The organism is Rhodanobacter sp. DHG33, assembly GCF_014843005.1.
In the GTDB taxonomy this organism is placed as follows: domain Bacteria; phylum Pseudomonadota; class Gammaproteobacteria; order Xanthomonadales; family Rhodanobacteraceae; genus Rhodanobacter_A.
Genome location: NZ_JACYXM010000006.1, coordinates 555,232 through 571,378, shown reverse-complemented (window position 1 = coordinate 571,378; position 16,147 = coordinate 555,232). Strand labels below are relative to the sequence as shown.

Annotated in this window: 14 protein-coding genes; 4 read left to right on the top strand and 10 right to left on the bottom strand. The window is 65.7% G+C overall.

The genetic code is table 11. The features are described 5' to 3' along the window. From IHE46_RS14080 to acnD, 4 genes are all read right to left on the bottom strand, one after another. The coding region (locus IHE46_RS14080; protein WP_192165261.1) for an OmpA family protein at positions 1 to 782 on the bottom strand (782 nt) is incomplete at its 3' end. A gap of 215 nt (positions 783 to 997) precedes the next feature. Beyond that, positions 998 to 2,449, bottom strand: coding sequence for a bifunctional 2-methylcitrate dehydratase/aconitate hydratase (locus tag IHE46_RS14075; RefSeq protein ID WP_192165260.1), 1,452 nt, complete (start codon positions 2,447 to 2,449; stop codon positions 998 to 1,000). A 107-nt stretch (positions 2,450 to 2,556) separates the two neighbouring features. Beyond that, a complete protein-coding gene (gene prpF / locus IHE46_RS14070; RefSeq protein ID WP_192165259.1) occupies positions 2,557 to 3,741 on the bottom strand; it encodes a 2-methylaconitate cis-trans isomerase PrpF in 1,185 nt (394 codons plus the stop codon). A 104-nt stretch (positions 3,742 to 3,845) separates the two neighbouring features. Continuing rightward, the gene (gene acnD, locus IHE46_RS14065) at positions 3,846 to 6,440 is read right to left on the bottom strand and encodes a Fe/S-dependent 2-methylisocitrate dehydratase AcnD (RefSeq protein ID WP_192165258.1); all 2,595 of its coding nucleotides are present in this window, start codon (positions 6,438 to 6,440) and stop codon (positions 3,846 to 3,848) included. Between the two features lie 307 nt (positions 6,441 to 6,747). On the opposite strand from acnD, the gene IHE46_RS14060 reads away from it, so the two are divergent. Continuing rightward, positions 6,748 to 7,416 carry a TerC family protein gene (locus IHE46_RS14060; protein ID WP_192165257.1) on the top strand — a complete coding sequence of 223 codons (669 nt, stop codon included), beginning with the start codon at positions 6,748 to 6,750 and terminating at the stop codon, positions 7,414 to 7,416. Between the two features lie 58 nt (positions 7,417 to 7,474). On the opposite strand, the gene prpC is transcribed toward IHE46_RS14060, so the two are convergent. Both prpC and prpB read right to left on the bottom strand, forming a co-directional pair. Continuing rightward, complete coding sequence (gene prpC, locus IHE46_RS14055; RefSeq protein WP_192165256.1) at positions 7,475 to 8,620, bottom strand: 2-methylcitrate synthase; 1,146 nt, start codon at positions 8,618 to 8,620, stop codon at positions 7,475 to 7,477. A gap of 57 nt (positions 8,621 to 8,677) precedes the next feature. Further along, positions 8,678 to 9,562 (bottom strand): methylisocitrate lyase, encoded by an 885-nt coding sequence (prpB, locus tag IHE46_RS14050; RefSeq protein ID WP_192165255.1) that lies wholly within the window; start codon positions 9,560 to 9,562, stop codon positions 8,678 to 8,680. A gap of 190 nt (positions 9,563 to 9,752) precedes the next feature. On the opposite strand from prpB, the gene ahpC reads away from it, so the two are divergent. Continuing rightward, positions 9,753 to 10,316: an alkyl hydroperoxide reductase subunit C gene (gene ahpC / locus IHE46_RS14045; protein WP_192165254.1), complete on the top strand. Its 564-nt coding sequence runs from the start codon at positions 9,753 to 9,755 to the stop codon at positions 10,314 to 10,316. A gap of 190 nt (positions 10,317 to 10,506) precedes the next feature. Then, on the top strand, positions 10,507 to 12,087 hold the full coding sequence (gene ahpF, locus IHE46_RS14040; RefSeq protein WP_192165253.1) for an alkyl hydroperoxide reductase subunit F: 1,581 nt from the start codon (positions 10,507 to 10,509) through the stop codon (positions 12,085 to 12,087). Between the two features lie 77 nt (positions 12,088 to 12,164). On the opposite strand, the gene IHE46_RS14035 is transcribed toward ahpF, so the two are convergent. Both IHE46_RS14035 and IHE46_RS14030 read right to left on the bottom strand, forming a co-directional pair. After that, positions 12,165 to 13,148 carry a malate dehydrogenase gene (locus IHE46_RS14035; RefSeq protein ID WP_192165252.1) on the bottom strand — a complete coding sequence of 328 codons (984 nt, stop codon included), beginning with the start codon at positions 13,146 to 13,148 and terminating at the stop codon, positions 12,165 to 12,167. Between the two features lie 105 nt (positions 13,149 to 13,253). Beyond that, the gene (locus IHE46_RS14030; protein WP_192165251.1) at positions 13,254 to 14,453 is read right to left on the bottom strand and encodes a pyridoxal phosphate-dependent aminotransferase; all 1,200 of its coding nucleotides are present in this window, start codon (positions 14,451 to 14,453) and stop codon (positions 13,254 to 13,256) included. Positions 14,454 to 14,666: 213 nt separating this feature from the next. On the opposite strand from IHE46_RS14030, the gene IHE46_RS14025 reads away from it, so the two are divergent. Further along, complete coding sequence (locus tag IHE46_RS14025; protein WP_192165250.1) at positions 14,667 to 14,921, top strand: GlsB/YeaQ/YmgE family stress response membrane protein; 255 nt, start codon at positions 14,667 to 14,669, stop codon at positions 14,919 to 14,921. A gap of 124 nt (positions 14,922 to 15,045) precedes the next feature. Here IHE46_RS14025 and IHE46_RS14020 read toward each other — a convergent pair whose 3' ends face one another. After that, positions 15,046 to 15,486 carry a YidB family protein gene (locus IHE46_RS14020; RefSeq protein WP_192165249.1) on the bottom strand — a complete coding sequence of 147 codons (441 nt, stop codon included), beginning with the start codon at positions 15,484 to 15,486 and terminating at the stop codon, positions 15,046 to 15,048. A gap of 80 nt (positions 15,487 to 15,566) precedes the next feature. After that, a complete protein-coding gene (locus IHE46_RS14015; protein WP_192165248.1) occupies positions 15,567 to 16,076 on the bottom strand; it encodes a peptidylprolyl isomerase in 510 nt (169 codons plus the stop codon). Positions 16,077 to 16,147: the final 71 nt, after the last annotated feature.

Here is a 16,147-nt window from a genome sequence, read left to right as displayed (position 1 = left end):
TCCGACGTCGGCACGGCCAGCGCCTTGCCGATTTCCGAAGCGTGCACGTGGCCCTTCTTCGGGAAGTCGAACTTGAAGTTCACGCCACGCAGGTCGATCACCACCTTCTGCGGAGCCGGGGCTTCAGCCGGCGGCGGCGGGGGCGGCGGCGGCGGCGCCACCGGGGCCGGGGCGACCGGAATCGCACCGATGCGCGACACGATGCTCAGGCCGATGAACCAGTCGCCGTAGCCATTGCGGCTGGCCTGGCTCTGGTCGTCCCAGTCATAGCGATAGCCGGCCTCAAGGCGGATATCGGAGCTGTCGGTCACCGACTTGGCGATACCCACGCCGACTTGAGCCGCCGGATCCCAGCCACTGTCCATGGGATTCTTGTGATGGCTGCCCAGCACGCCGGCCATCACATAGGGGCGCCACGAATCGCTGCCGAAGAAATAGCGGGCAGCCACGCCAACATTGTTGCTGGCCCAAGTACCGGCATGATGGTCGATGTTGCGCGAGGTACGGTCAACGAACACGTCGATCGAAGTGTTGGACGAGATGAACTTGCCTACCCCGAGACCGTAATAAATCTGGTCGCTGTCGGTATGGCGATGCGAGTCGTTGAAGTAGCCGCCGATGGTCGGCGCGATATACCAACGGTCATCGAAACCGTTCGGCCATGCCGGAGCAGCCGTGTTGTCGCTGCTGCCCGCGCTAGCCGCAGTATTGTCTTGCGCATGAGCGGCACCCACGCCACCCAAGGCCAAAGCCACCATGAAATACAGACCCTTGTGCTTCATCAGGTTTCTCCTTCTACATTATTGAAACAACAACAACGCACTGTCATAACGCAGCGACCCCGCACTCGGAAGACAAGAGTCGATCCCTGTCGCTTTACACAAACGTAACACACCGGGTAAATCGCAACAATCTGCGACGCCCATTGCCGTTAAACACCGTACAGCTTGGGCAAACAGGTGCCCACCATCTGCAAGATTTGCCTCTTGGGGCGTATTCAAAGCGTGAACAAGCCCATGAACTGCTGAATCGGCATGGCATCCAGCCCTGCCGAATCACGGGTCGCGGCAAGGATGGCCTCGACCTTGCCGACCGGCAGATGCCCACGCATGGCCGCTTCGAATTTCTTCAATAGCAGCGGAATGCCTTCGGCGCGGCGCTTGCGATGACCGGCCGGATAATCGATGGATACCTTTTCGGTACGGCTGCCGTCCTTGAAAAACACCTGTACCGAATTGCCGATATAGCGCTTGTCCGGGTCGACGTAATCCTTGGTGAACCGCGGGTTCTCGACCACGCTCATCGTGTCGCGCAATGCATCAATGCGCGGGTCGGCGGCCACGTCATCGTTGTAGTCGTCCGCGGTGAGGCGCCCGAAGATCAGCGGCACCGCCACCATGTACTGGATGCAGTGATCGCGATCGGCGTAATTGGCCAGCGGGCCGGTCTTGTCGATGATGCGGCAACCCGCTTCCTGGGTTTCGATCGCCACCTTCTCGATCTCGTCGAGCCTGCCGGCAACCTCGCCGTGCAGCTTCATTGCGCACTCCACGGCGGTCTGGGCGTGAAACTCGGCCGGGAAGCTGATCTTGAACAGCACGTTCTCCATCACGTAGCTGCCGAACGGACGCTCGAATTCGAATGCGTTGCCCTTGAAGGCGACGTCGTAGAAACCCCAGGTCTTGGCGCTGAGTGCCGATGGATAGCCCACCACGCCGCGGTACACCGCATTGATGGCGTGAATGACCGCGCGGCGGCAGGCATCCCCGGCGGCCCAGCTCTTGCGCGGCCCGGTGTTCGGGGCGTGGCGGTAGGTGCGCAACGCACCGTTGTCGATCCAGCTGTGCGAAATGGCGGTGACGATCCGCTCCTTGTCGCCACCCAGCATGTGCGTGATCACCGCCGTGGACGCCAGCCGCACCAGGATCACGTGATCCAGGCCTACGCGGTTGAAGCTGTTCTTCAACGCGTAGCAACCCTGGATCTCGTGCGCCTTGATGGCGTAGGCGAGTACGTCGCGCACGGTCAGCGACTTGCCGCCTTCGCGCTCGGCCTTGCGGCCCAACCAGTCGGCCACGGCAAGAATGCTGCCGAGGTTGTCCGATGGATGCCCCCACTCCGCGGCCAGCCAGGTGTCGTTGAAATCCAGCCAGCGGATCTGGGTGCCGATGGCGAATGCCGCCTGCGCCGGATCCAGCTCGTGGCGGGTGCCCGGTACGCGGGCGCCGCCCGGCAGGTTGGCACCTGGCACCAGCGGGCCGAGGTGCTTGACGCACTCGGGAAACTTCATGGCCATCATCGCGGTGGCCAGCGAGTCCAGCAGCATGTAGCGCGCGGTGTCGTACGCCTCGCCGGAGTCGATCCGGTAGTCGATCACATAGTCGGCGATGTCGACCATGGGCTGGTCGGGATCGGGGCGCTTGGCCGAGCGGATGTCATGCGCACTCATGCGTGCTCGCCTCCTGACAAGAGGGGACCCCGCCATCAGGGAGTGGCCGGGTCGCCCAACCCTATCGCTTGACGCAACCCTTGTCGAAAGGGCCGGCCTTCGCAGGCCTACTCCATGGGCACGCGCACCCAGCCTTCCATCAGCACACGTGCGCTGCGGCTCATGATGGCCTTGGTGACGGTCCACGTACCGTCGACCTGCGCCGCCTCGGCACCGACCCGCAGCGTCCCCGACGGATGGCCGAAGCGCACCGCCTGACGCTCGCCGCCGCCCGCGACGATATTCACCAGCGTGCCCGGAATGGCCGCGGCGGTGCCGATGGCCACTGCTGCCGTGCCCATCATGGCGTGATGCAGCTTGCCCATCGACATGGCGCGCACGAGCAGGTCGACATCGCCCGCCTTGACCGGTTTGCCGCTCGATGCGACGTAGTCGGCCGGCCGTGCCACGAAAGCCACCTTGGGCGTGTGCTGACGCGTGGCGATTTCGTCGAGCGACTTGATCAGGCCCATGCGCAGCGCGCCGTGCGCGCGAATGGCCTCGAACATCGCGAGCGCCTTGGCATCGCTGTTGATGGCGTCCTGCAGCTCCGTGCCGGTATAGCCGATCGCGGCGGCCTCGACGAAGATGGTGGGAATGCCGGCGTTGATCATGGTCGCCTCGAGCGTGCCGACGCCGGGCACCTCCAGATCGTCCACGAGATTCCCGGTAGGGAACATGGCGCCGCCTGCCCCGTCTTCCTCGGCGGCCGGATCCAGGAACTCCAGCTGCACTTCGGCGGCGGGGAACGTCACACCGTCCAGCTCGAAGTCGCCGGTCTCCTGCACCGCGCCGCCGGTCATCGGCACGTGGGCGATGATGGTCTTGCCGATGTTGGCCTGCCAGATGCGTACCGTGGCGATGCCGTCGTGGGGCACGCGTGCAGGGTCGACCAGGCCGCCGGCGATAGCGAACGGGCCCACTGCCGCCGAAAGGTTGCCGCAGTTGCCGCTCCAGTCCACGAAGGCCTTGTCGATCGCCACCTGGCCGAACAGGTAATCGACGTCGTGGTTAGGCCGCGCGCTTCCGGACACGATCACCGTCTTGCTGGTGCTGGAGGTGGCTCCGCCCATGCCGTCGATCTGCTTGCCGTAGGGATCGGGACTGCCGATCACGCGCTGCAGCAGCGCATCGCGCGCGGCGCCCGGCACCTGCGCCGCTTCGGGCAGATCCTGCAACCGGAAAAACACGCCCTTGCTGGTGCCGCCGCGCAGGTAGGTGGCGGGGATGCGGGTCTGAGGAGGGTACGCCATGGATGAGTTGTCCTGTGGTGATTGGACTTCGCTCGCGTCAATTCCTGGCGAAGTCGCCAACCGCAGGCAATGCCGCGTGGCATCGCCTGCGGATCGGAAGGCGGTCAGGCCGCCTGCGAGGCTTCGATGAAATCCTGCGCGAAGCGCTGCAGCACCCCGCCCGCCTCGTAGATCGACACTTCCTCGGCGGTGTCCAGACGACAGGTCACCGGCACCTCGACGCGTTCGCCATTCCTGCGATGGATGACCAGCGTGAGGTCGGCGCGCGGCGTGCGCTCGCCCGCCACGTCGAAGGTCTCGGTACCGTCGATGCCCAGCGTCTTGCGGTTGGTGCCCGGCTTGAACTCCAGCGGCAGCACGCCCATGCCGATCAGGTTGGTGCGGTGGATGCGCTCGAAGCCTTCGGCCGCGATGGCTTCCACGCCCGCCAGACGCACGCCCTTCGCTGCCCAGTCGCGCGACGAACCCTGGCCATAGTCGGCACCGGCGATCACGATCAACGGCTGCTTGCGATCCATGTAGGTCTCGATCGCTTCCCACATGCGCATGACCTTGCCTTCCGGCTCCACGCGCGCCAGCGAACCCTTCTTCACTTCGCCATCGACCACGGCCATCTCGTTGACGAGCGTGGGATTGGCGAAAGTGGCGCGCTGCGCGGTGAGATGGTCGCCGCGATGGGTCGCGTATGAATTGAAGTCTTCTTCCGGCAGACCCATCCTGGCGAGGTATTCGCCCGCGGCGCTGTTGCGCATGATCGCGTTCGACGGCGACAGATGGTCCGTCGTGATGTTGTCGCCGAGCACCGCAAGCGGGCGCATGCCCTTCAGCGTACGCTCGCCCGCAAGCGCGCCTTCCCAGTACGGCGGCCGGCGGATGTAGGTGCTCTGCGCGCGCCAGTCGTACAACGGTGCGGCGCGGGTGCCGGTGTGGCCGGTACGCGCGAACATCGGCTCGTAGACCTTGCGGAACTGCTCCGGCTTCACGCTGGAGGACACGATCGCGTCGATCTCCTCGTCGCTTGGCCAGATGTCCTTGAGCGTCACCGGCTGGCCGTCGGCATCGACGCCAAGCACATCCTTTTCGATGTCGAAGCGGATGGTGCCGGCGATGGCGTAGGCAACCACCAGCGGCGGCGAAGCCAGGAAGGCCTGCTTGGCGTACGGGTGGATGCGACCGTCGAAGTTGCGGTTGCCCGACAACACCGCCGTGGCATACAGGTCGCGGTCAATGATTTCCTGCTGGATCGCCGGATCGAGCGCGCCGGACATGCCGTTGCAGGTGGTGCACGCGAAAGCCACGATGCCGAAGCCGAGCTTCTCCAGCTCCGGCAGCAGGTTCGCTTCCTTCAGGTACAGCTCCACCGCCTTGGACCCGGGTGCGAGCGAGCTCTTTACCCACGGCTTGCGCGTGAGGCCACGCGCGTTCGCATTGCGTGCCAGCAAGGCGGCGGCGATCACGTTGCGCGGGTTGCTGGTGTTGGTGCAGCTGGTGATGGCCGCGATGATCACCGCACCATCGGGCATCTGGCCCGGCTGCTCCGCCCATTCGCCGGCAATGCCGCGCGCAGCAAGGTCCGACGTCGGCAGGCGCTTGTGCGGGTTGGACGGGCCGGCCATGTTGCGCACGACCGAGGACAGGTCGAACGTCAGCGTGCGCTCGTACTGCGCGTGCTCCAGCGTGTCGGCCCACAGGCCCGCAGCCTTGGCGTAGGTCTCCACCAGCTTGACCTGCTCGTCGCTGCGGCCGGTGAGGCGCAGGTAGTCGAGGGTCTGGCCGTCGATGAAGAACATCGCGGCGGTGGCGCCGTACTCGGGCGCCATGTTGGAAATGGTCGCACGGTCGCCCAGCGTCAGGCTCGCGGCCCCTTCGCCGCGGAATTCGAGATACGCACCGACCACCTTCTCCCTGCGCAGGAATTCAGTCAGCGCAAGCACGATGTCGGTAGCGGTGATGCCGGGCTGGCGCTTGCCGGTGAGTTCCACGCCCACGATGTCGGGCAGGCGCATCCACGAGGCGCGGCCGAGCATCACGTTTTCCGCTTCGAGGCCGCCCACGCCCACGGCGATGACGCCGAGCGCATCCACGTGCGGCGTGTGGCTGTCGGTGCCCACGCAGGTGTCCGGATAGGCCACGCCATTCTGTACCTGGATCACCGGCGACATCTTCTCCAGGTTGATCTGGTGCATGATGCCGTTGCCCGGCGGGATCACGTCGACGTTCTCGAACGCCTTCTTGGTCCACTCGATGAAGTGGAAGCGATCCTCGTTGCGGCGGTCCTCGATCGCGCGGTTCTTCGCGAACGCGTTCGGGTCGAAGCCACCGCACTCCACCGCCAGCGAGTGGTCGACGATCAGCTGCACCGGCACCACCGGGTTCACCTTGGCCGGGTCGCCGCCGCGGTCGGCGATCGCATCGCGCAAGCCGGCCAGATCCACCAAGGCGGTCTGGCCAAGGATGTCGTGGCACACCACCCGCGCCGGGAACCACGGGAAATCGCGCTCACGCTTGCGCTCGATGATCTGCTTAAGCGATTCCGTGAGGATCGCCGGATCGCAGCGGCGCACCAGGTTCTCGGCGAGCACGCGCGAGGTGTACGGGAGCGCGTCGTAGGCACCCGGCTGGATCGCCTCCACGGCGGCGCGCGCATTGAAATAGTCCAGCGACGTGCCGGGAAGGGATTGGCGGTAGACGGTATTCATAGATATCAAGAACCCTGGAGATGGACGCCGGCAGACGTGTTAGCGGCCCATTTTAGCGGTTGCGCGCCGCTTCCTTAAGGGTCCGGCTTGACTGGCATGCATCAGGCATCGACCATAGCTAGATACTGACCCCAAAAGGGAGTAGTTCCGGGCGCCGCTTCATCGGGTGCTCACGCAGTGGTCGTCATCACGAGCGGGCACCGCTCCGGTCACTGCGGCGGCTTTGCCGCGAACGAGACTTTTGCAGTCATGGCGGGCAGCGCGTGTCCGCCATCACTGCATTTGTCTCACGCGCAAGGACCAACGCATGGCACCCACCGAACTTCTCTCCAGCCTGGCGGCCATCGTGCTGCTCGATCTGGTGCTGGCCGGCGACAACGCCATCGTGATCGCCCTGGCCGCACGCGATCTGCCGAAGACACTGCAGAAGCGCGCCGTGCTCTGGGGCACGGTTGGTGCCGTGGCGGTACGCATCGCGCTTAGCGCCGTGGTGATCTGGCTGCTGCGGCTGCCGGGATTGATGCTGTTCGGTGGCATCTTGCTGCTGCCCATCGCCTGGAAGCTGCTGAAGCAGGACGATCCGTCGCACGATGTCTCCGCCGCCGACGGCTTCTGGTCGGCGGTGCGCACCATCGTCGTCGCCGACGCGCTGATGGGGGTGGACAACGTCCTGGCGATTGCAGGCGCGTCCCACGGCAACCTGCCGCTGCTCGCATCCGGCCTGCTGATCAGCGTGCCGCTGGTGGTGTGGGGTTCGACCCTGATCCTCAGGCTGATCGAGCGCATCCCTGCCATCGTCTACCTGGGTGCAGCCGCCATCGCCTGGACAGCCGGCCGTATGATCGCGCATGACCACCTGGTGCACGGCTGGTTCTCCTCGCACCCATGGACCAGCCGCCTGCTGGAAATCGCGCTGGTTGTGCTGATCTGCGGGGGCAGCTGGCTGGTCCGGCGGAGGAACGCTTCCGCCGCTTGAGCGCGCAACGAAAAGGGAGCCGGCTGGCTCCCTTTTCGCTTCATCGGCGCGTCGCGTTTCAGCGCTTGTCGATGGCCACGTATGCCAGATCTTCCGGGCCCGTGTAGTTGGCGCTGGGGCGGATGATCTTGCCGTCCTCGCGCTGCTCGATCACGTGCGCGCTCCAGCCGGAGGTGCGCGCGATCACGAACAGCGGTGTGAACATCGCGGTGGGCACGCCCATCATGTGGTAGGCGCTGGCCGAGTACCAGTCGAGGTTGGGGAACATCTTCTTGATGTCCCACATCACCTTCTCGATGCGCTCGGACACGTCGAACAGCGTCGGGTTGCCGCCCTCGGTGCAGAGCTTGCGCGAGATTTCCTTGATGATCACGTTGCGCGGATCGGACACCGTGTACACCGGGTGGCCGAAGCCGATCACGATTTCCTTGCGCTCGACGCGGGCGCGGATATCCGCCTCGGCATCGCCGGCGCTGCGGTAGCGCGCGATGATCTCCATCGCCACTTCGTTCGCGCCGCCGTGCTTGGGCCCGCGCAGCGCGCCGATGGCGCCGGTGATGGCCGAATACATGTCCGAACCGGTGCCGGCGATCACGCGTGCGGTGAAGGTGCTGGCGTTGAATTCGTGCTCGGCGTAGAGCACCAGCGACTTGTCCAGTGCGTTCGCATGCAGTTCGCCGGGCGCCTTGCCGTGCAGCACGTGCAGGAAGTGCGCGGCGATGGAGTCGTCGTCGGTCTCGGTCTCCACGCGCTTGCCGTTGTGGCTGAAGTGGTACCAGTACAGCAGCATCGAGCCGAAGCTGGCCATCAGGCGGTCGGCGATGTCGCGCGCGCCGGTGACGTTGTGGTCGTCCTTCTCCGGCAGCACCGTGCCCAGCACCGAGCAGCCGGTACGCATCACGTCCATCGGATGGGTGGCGGCGGGCAGCAGTTCCAGCGCGGCCTTCACCGGTGCGGGCAGGCCGCGCAGGCGCTTGAGCTTGGCCTTGTAGTTCTGCAGCTCCGTCCAGTTCGGCAGCACGCCGTGCACCAGCAGGTACGCCACTTCCTCGAAGCAGCCCTTGGTGGCCAGGTCGTGGATGTCATAGCCGCGGTAGTGCAGGTCGTTGCCGCTGCGGCCCACCGTGCACAGCGCGGTGTTGCCGGCGGCCACGCCGGACAGCGCCACGGACTTCTTGGCCTTGGGAAGGACTTGCTCGCTCATCGGGTGTCTCCTGTGATGCAGGGATTGCGAAACGGCGGAACGATGCGGAATGCAGCGTCAGGATTGCTTGGCGAACAGCGTGTCGAGCTTGTCCTCGTAGGCGTGGTAGCCCAGGAAGTCGTACAGCTCCTCGCGCGTCTGCAGGGTATCGATAAGGTTCTTCTGGGTACCCTCGCGGCGCACCGTCTCGTAGAAGTTCAGCGCAGCCTTGTTCATGGCGCGATAGGCACCGCAGCAGTACAGCGCGATGTCCACGTTGGCGCCCTTCAGCTCCTCGGTGGTGAAGAACGGCGTGGAGCCGAATTCGGTGAGGTTGGCGAGGATCGGCACCTTCACCGCGGCCTTGAACTTGCGGTAGTCGTCCAGCGTCTTCATCGCCTCGGGGAAGATCATGTCGGCGCCGGCCTCGACGTAGGCGCAGGCGCGGTCGATGGCGGCATCGATGCCTTCCACTGCGGCAGCGTCGGTGCGTGCCATCAGCACGAAATCCGCACTGGTCTTCGCGTCCACCGCAGCCTTCACCCGGTCGACCATTTCGTCCTTCGGCACCACTTCCTTGCCGGGACGATGGCCGCAACGCTTCTGGCCCACCTGGTCCTCCATGTGCACTGCGGCCACGCCGATGCGCTCGAAGTTGCGGATGGTGCGCGCGATGTTGAAGGCGCCGCCCCAGCCGGTGTCGATGTCGACCAGCAGCGGCAGGCCGGTGGCGTCCACAATGCGGCGCGCGTCGGTGAGCACGTCTTCCATGGTGGAGATGCCGAGGTCGGGCATGCCCAGCGAATTGGCGGCCACGCCGCCGCCGGAGAGATACAGAGCCTTGTAGCCCACGCGCTTGGCCATCAGGCCGGCATAGGCCGTGATGGCGCCCATCACCTGCAGCGGGGATTCGGCGGCGAGCGCGGCGCGGAAGCGGGCGCCTGCAGTGGTTGATTGCGTCATGTGGCCTCCGTCAAAACGCTCATTTTAGCCCACGCACCCCATGCAGCTCTTGCTGCAGCACAGCGATGCATGGCGGCATTGATAGCCACGGACAATGATGTCCATGCCAACAATCAATTGGACGAATCAGACTGGCCGCCTAGAATGAGCCCCATCGACTCACCCAACCACCCGCAACGGAGACCACCAGATGTCTTTGATCAATACCGAAGTGAAGCCGTTCAAGGCCCAGGCGTTCAAGGCCGGCAAGTTCCATGAAGTGACCGAGGCCGACCTTAAGGGCAAGTGGTCCGTGGTGTTCTTCTACCCGGCCGACTTCACCTTCGTGTGCCCGACCGAACTGGAAGACCTGGCCGACAACTATGCCGAGTTCCAGAAGCTGGGCGTGGAGATCTACAGCGTCTCGACCGACACGCACTTCTCGCACAAGGCGTGGCACGACACCTCCGACGCGGTGAAGAAGATCGGCTACACCATGGTGGGCGACCCCACCCACGCGATCAGCCGCAACTTCGAAGTGCTGATCGAGGACGCCGGCCTGGCCGACCGCGGCACCTTCGTGGTCGACCCGCAGGGCAAGATCCAGATCGTCGAGATCACCGCCGGCGGCATCGGCCGCGACGCCAAGGAACTGCTGCGCAAGGTGAAGGCCGCGCAGTACGTCGCCAGCCACCCGGGCGAAGTGTGCCCGGCCAAGTGGAAGGAAGGCGAGAAGACCCTGGCTCCCTCGCTGGACCTGGTCGGCAAGATCTGATCGCGACACGCAACACGCCGTACCGGAACCGGGCGCACGCCGCCCGGTTCCACCCTCCCAGGATGCTTGTGCCAGCGGCTTGCGCCCGGCATCGCTCCCCGCCTGCCGCCCCCTCCCCCTCTGGCGCAGGCCGCTTTCACAAGCGTTCCTTTCCGATTCGATTTCCCGCATCCATGCAGGAGTGCTCGCCATGCTCGACGAAGCCATCAAGACCCAGCTGAAGGGCTACCTGGAACGGCTCAGCCAGCCGATCGAACTGGTCGCCGCGCTGGACGACAGCGCGAAATCGCGCGAACTGGACGAGCTGCTGACCGAGATCGCCGCGATGAGCGACAAGATCTCCCTGCGCCGCGACGACAGCGAGCAGCGCAAGCCCTCGTTCGCGATCAACCGCCAGGGCACCGACATCGGCGTGCGCTTCGCCGGCATTCCGCTGGGCCACGAGTTCACCTCGCTGGTGCTGGCGCTGCTGCAGGTGGGCGGCCATCCCTCCAAGGCCGCCGCAGAAACCATCGCGCAGGTGCAGAACCTCGAAGGCGAATTCCACTTCGAGACCTACTTCTCGCTGTCCTGCCAGAACTGCCCGGACGTGGTCCAGGCGCTCAACCTGATGAGCGTGCTGAACCCCAACATCCATCACGTCGCCATCGACGGCGCGTTCTACCAGGACGAAGTGGACCGCCGCCAGATCATGTCGGTGCCCACCGTCTATCTCAACGGCGAAGTCTTCGACCAGGGCCGCATGAGCCTGGAGCAGATCGTGGCCAAGCTCGACACCGGCGCCGCCGCGCGGGCCGCCGAGACGATCAAGACCAAGCAGGCCTTCGACGTGCTGGTGGTCGGCGGCGGACCGGCCGGCGCCGCGGCGGCGATCTACGCCGCGCGCAAGGGCATCCGCACCGGCGTGGCGGCCGAGCGTTTCGGCGGCCAGGTGCTGGACACCATGGCCATCGAGAACTTCATTTCGGTCGAATACACCGAAGGCCCCAAGCTGGGCGCCGCGCTGGAGCAGCACGTCCGCAACTACGACGTGGACATCATGAACCTGCAGCGTGCGACCACGCTCGTATCCGCCAGCGAATCGGCCAGCGGCCTGATCGAGATCGGGCTGGAAAACGGCGCCACCCTGAGGGCGAAGTCGGTGGTGCTTTCCACCGGCGCGCGCTGGCGGCAGATGGGCGTGCCCGGCGAGAACGAATACCGCAACAAGGGCGTGGCCTATTGCCCGCACTGCGACGGCCCGCTGTTCAAGGGCAAGCGCGTGGCGGTGATCGGCGGCGGCAACTCCGGCGTGGAGGCGGCCATCGACCTGGCCGGCATCGTGGCCCACGTCACCCTGATCGAATTCGACGGCAAGTTGCGCGCCGACGAAGTGCTGCAACGCAAGCTGCGCAGCCTGCCGAACGTTGACGTGATCGTCAGCGCGCAAAGCACCGAGGTGCTGGGCGACGGCCAGAAGGTCAGCGGCCTCGTCTACAAGGACCGCAACGACGGCGTCATGCACAGCCTCTCGCTGGAAGGCATCTTCGTGCAGATCGGCCTGCTGCCCAACACCGAGTGGCTGAAAGGCACGCTGGAACTCAGCCCGCGCGGCGAGATCGTCATCGACGCCCGCGGCCAGACCTCGCTGCCCGGCGTGTTCGCGGCCGGCGACGCCACCACGGTGCCGTACAAGCAGATCGTGATCGCGATGGGCGCGGGTTCCACTGCCGCGCTCGGCGCGTTCGACCACCTGATCCGCAGCTCGGCGCCGGCAGCCGCCGCTGCCTGATAGTTCGCACCTTGCTGCAACGAAGAAGGGCGGCCAGTGGCCGCCCTTCTTCGTTTCGCCTGCCGGTATCGCGGCGATTACTTCGCGAACAGGTGCTCTACGCCAGCGCGCTCCTCGCGCAGTTCCTTGTTGGTGGCGTCGATGCGCGACTGCGAGAAGGCGTTGATCGCCAGACCCTGCACGATGGCGTACTTGCCGTCCTTCACGGTCACCGGGTAGCCGAAGATCACGCCCGGCTCGATGCCGTAGGAGCCGTCGGACGGGATGCCCATCGACACCCAGTCGCCCTCGGCGGTGCCCAGCGCCCAGGTGCGCATGTGGTCGATCGCGGCGGAAGCGGCGGAAGCCGCCGACGAGGCGCCGCGGGCCTTGATGATGGCCGCACCGCGCTGCTGCACGGTGGGGATGAAGTCGCTCTCGTACCAGGCCTGGTCGACCAGCGACAGCGCCGCCTTGCCGTCGACGGTGGCGTGGTGCAGGTCCGGGTACTGGGTGGAGCTGTGGTTGCCCCAGATGGTGACCTTCTTGATGTCGGTAGTGTGCTTGCCAGTCTTCTCGGCGAGCTGCGACAGCGCGCGGTTGTGGTCCAGGCGCACCATCGCGGTGAAGCACTTCGGGTCGAGGCTGGGGGCGTTCTGCTGGGCGATCAGCGCATTGGTGTTGGCCGGGTTGCCCACCACCAGCACGCGCACGTCACGCTTGGCGTGGTCGTTCAGCGCCTTGCCCTGCGGGGCGAAGATCGCGCCGTTGGCTTCCAGCAGATCCTTGCGCTCCATGCCCGGGCCGCGCGGACGGGCGCCGACCAGCAGCGCATAGTCCACGTCCTTGAAGGCCACGTTGACGTCGTCGGTGGCGACCACGCCGGCCAGCGTCGGGAACGCGCAGTCGTTGAGTTCCATCACCACGCCCTGCAGGGCGGGCAGCGCCGGGGTGATTTCCAGCAGGTGCAGGATCACCGGCTGGTCGGGACCCAGCATGTCGCCGGCGGCAATGCGGAACAGCAAGGCGTAGCCGATCTGGCCAGCGGCGCCGGTAACGGCAACTCGAACGGGGGCTTTCATGGACGATGACTCCTCAGGTGGGACATTCAATGCATCTTTCGTGGAAGCGCATCCGTGCGCGATGGTTGTGCCGATCGCGCACGAAGCGCTTCCACAAGGGTGGGATCAGGCGAGCTCGGCGAAGAATTCCTGGATGCGCTCGATGCCGGGCTGCAATTGCTCGAACGGACAAGTGTAGGAAATGCGCAGCGCGCGCGGCTCGCCGAAAGCCGAGCCGGGCACGCAGGCCACACCCTTGGCTTCCAGCAGCGCGGCGCAGAACTCCACGTCGCTGGTGATCTTCGTGCCCGCATGGCTCTTGCCGAACGCCACGGAAATATCCGGGAACGCGTAGAACGCGCCCTGCGGCCGCGGGCAGCTGACGCCCGGGATCGCGTTGAGCCCCTCCACCACGATGTCGCGGCGCTTGGCGAACTCGGCGCACTTGGCCTGCGGGATGTCCTGCGGACCAGTGAGCGCGGCCACCGCGGCGGCGGTGATCACTTCCGGCACGCTGGTGATGTGGTTGGAGTTGAGTGTGGTGACCGCCTTGGCCACGCTCTCGGGACCGGCGATGAGGCCCACGCGCCAACCTGGCATGCCGTAGGTCTTGGAGACCGAGTCGACGAAGACCAGGCGGTCCTTCAGCTCCGGCTTCGCGAACACGAAGTTGTGGTAGCCGATGCCGTCGAACACCATCGAGTTGTAGATGTCGTCGGTGATGATCCAGGTGTCGGGATGCTTCGCCAGCACCTCGGCCAGCGCAGCGATTTCCTCGCGCGTGTAGACCATGCCCGTCGGGTTGGACGGGTTGTTGAACAGGAACACCTTGGGCTTGCGCGCCAGCGCGGCGTCGAGCTGCGACGGCGTGAGCTTGTAGTTCTGCGCAGGGCCGCAATGCAGCACGTTGACCTTCGCCCCCACGATGTCGGCGATGTCGTGGTAGGTGGTCCAGTACGGCGCGGCGAAGGCGATCTCGTCGCCCTCGTCCAGCATCGCCTCGGCCAGGTTGTACAGCACCTGCTTGGCGCCGATGCCCACCGACAGGTTGGCGTGGCCGTAGCCGCTGAAACCCAGGGCCTCGATGTGCTTCAGGAAGGCGTCCAGCAGCGCATCCGCGCCGCGGTTGCTGCCGTACTGGCCGCTGTCGTGCTTGAGCGCCTCGCGCGCCGCGGCGTAGACGTGCTCGCCGGGCAGGAAATTCGGCACGCCGATGGAAAAGCTGATGATGTCGCGGCCGGCGGCCTTGAGCTGCTTCGCCTTGGAGGCGATGACCATGATCGCGCTGGGTTTGGCGCGGCCGACACGCTGGGCAAGCTGGGGCATGGCTTCCTCTGGATCGTGGGGAGGGGATCGTCAGATTCGATGCGGCGAACCGGACGATTTTAGCATGCGGCGTCGCATCAATCGCTTGCGGCAGGAATTCGTCCTATCGCCGCCGCCCGGCACTGCTGGCATGATGCGGGCGCCGCCAGACGAACCGGCGGTGGACAGCACTTGGCCTTTCCACCCGAAGATTCAGACAGAGGGGTAATGCGCATGTTCCATATCATCTGGTCCATCATCGTCGGCTTCATCGTTGGCGTGATCGCACGCTGGATCGTGCCCGGTGCCGAGCACTACGGGTTCATCCTGACCACCGTGGTGGGCATCGTGGGTTCGATCATCGGCGGCTTCATCGCCACGCTGTTTAACAAGCCGGAGCCGGGTTCGAAGTTCCATACCGCCGGGTTCCTGATGTCGATCGTCGGCGCGTGCATCCTGGTCTACCTGCTGCGCTTCGTCAGCCTCTGAGCTTTACCGCCAACAAAAAGCGCGGCAGGTTGCCCTGCCGCGCTTTTTGTTTGAAGGAAGTGCGCCACGAATGGCGGCCCGGATGCTCCCTGCGGTCAGGAACGACAGCAGGAACTACAGCTCCTCAGGCCCCGCGTGCCGCGAGCAGCTTCTCGGCCAGGCCGCCAAGCGACGAGAGATCGAAGCCGCCGCCACCGCCCGCCGGAGCCTGGCCGTCGGGCGTGAGGTGATCCACCGCGTGCGGCAGCACCTGCGCCAGTTGGCCCATCAGCTGGCCCGGATCGACGCCCAGCTTGCCGGCCGCTTCCTGCACCACCGAGCCCAGGCCGCCGTTCTGCAGCGCCTGCCCCAGCTGTTCGGCCGACACCGACTGGTTCGCGCCGTTGCCGATCCACGACTGCACCGCACCGCCAAGGCCGTGCTGCTGCAGCGTGCTGGCCAGACCCTGCACGCCGCCGGCCTGCTGGATCAATTGGCCGGCCACGTTGACCAGCGACGATGCCCCGCCGGCATCGCCCTGACCACCACCGCCAAGCAGGCCGCTCAAACTGTCGAGTATGGACATCGCCGATCTCCTTTCATGATGTTTGACGAAACCGGGAATTAGGGAAAAGGCGGGCAGCCCGGCGCCTGCCCGCGGGATTCTCAGCCGCGCGCGTCCAGCGTCTTGTTCCATTCCTGCACGCGGTCGGCCTTGGCGGCGAGCAGCGCATCTGCGTCGCCCTCCACCGTGACCTTCTCAATGGCGTCGTTCTGGCGGATCGCATCGACCACCTGCTGGTCGTTCGCGTCCACCACTTCGCCGAACACGCTGTGCTTGCCGTCCAGCCACGGCGTGGCGCCGTGGGTGATGAAGAACTGGCTGCCGTTGGTGCGCGGGCCGGCGTTCGCCATGGAGAGCACGCCCGGCTTGTCGTGGCGCAGCGCGGGGTGGAATTCGTCCTCGAACTTGTAGCCCGGGCCGCCGCGGCCGCTGCCCTCGGGGCAACCGCCCTGGACCATGAAGTCGGCGATCACGCGGTGGAACGACAGGCCGTCGTAGTAACCGCGCTTGGCCAGGTTCACGAAATTCGCCACGGTCAGCGGCGCCTTGTCGTCGTGCAGTTTGAGGCGGATCGGGCCGCGGTTGGTGTGCAGGGTGACTTGGATGGCCATGGCGTTCCTCGGCTTGGTTTCAGAATCGTTGCACCGCTGCGCGGCGCGTGGATCGCCAAGAATAGCGCAGG

Coding starts and splice junctions, on each gene's coding strand:
- IHE46_RS14075 (WP_192165260.1), bottom strand. CDS start 2,449: ATGAGTGCGCATGACATCCGCTCGGCCAAGCGCCCCGATCCCGACCAG.
- prpF (WP_192165259.1), bottom strand. CDS start 3,741: ATGGCGTACCCTCCTCAGACCCGCATCCCCGCCACCTACCTGCGCGGC.
- acnD (WP_192165258.1), bottom strand. CDS start 6,440: ATGAATACCGTCTACCGCCAATCCCTTCCCGGCACGTCGCTGGACTAT.
- IHE46_RS14060 (WP_192165257.1), top strand. CDS start 6,748: ATGGCACCCACCGAACTTCTCTCCAGCCTGGCGGCCATCGTGCTGCTC.
- prpC (WP_192165256.1), bottom strand. CDS start 8,620: ATGAGCGAGCAAGTCCTTCCCAAGGCCAAGAAGTCCGTGGCGCTGTCC.
- prpB (WP_192165255.1), bottom strand. CDS start 9,562: ATGACGCAATCAACCACTGCAGGCGCCCGCTTCCGCGCCGCGCTCGCC.
- ahpC (WP_192165254.1), top strand. CDS start 9,753: ATGTCTTTGATCAATACCGAAGTGAAGCCGTTCAAGGCCCAGGCGTTC.
- ahpF (WP_192165253.1), top strand. CDS start 10,507: ATGCTCGACGAAGCCATCAAGACCCAGCTGAAGGGCTACCTGGAACGG.
- IHE46_RS14035 (WP_192165252.1), bottom strand. CDS start 13,148: ATGAAAGCCCCCGTTCGAGTTGCCGTTACCGGCGCCGCTGGCCAGATC.
- IHE46_RS14030 (WP_192165251.1), bottom strand. CDS start 14,453: ATGCCCCAGCTTGCCCAGCGTGTCGGCCGCGCCAAACCCAGCGCGATC.
- IHE46_RS14025 (WP_192165250.1), top strand. CDS start 14,667: ATGTTCCATATCATCTGGTCCATCATCGTCGGCTTCATCGTTGGCGTG.
- IHE46_RS14020 (WP_192165249.1), bottom strand. CDS start 15,486: ATGTCCATACTCGACAGTTTGAGCGGCCTGCTTGGCGGTGGTGGTCAG.
- IHE46_RS14015 (WP_192165248.1), bottom strand. CDS start 16,076: ATGGCCATCCAAGTCACCCTGCACACCAACCGCGGCCCGATCCGCCTC.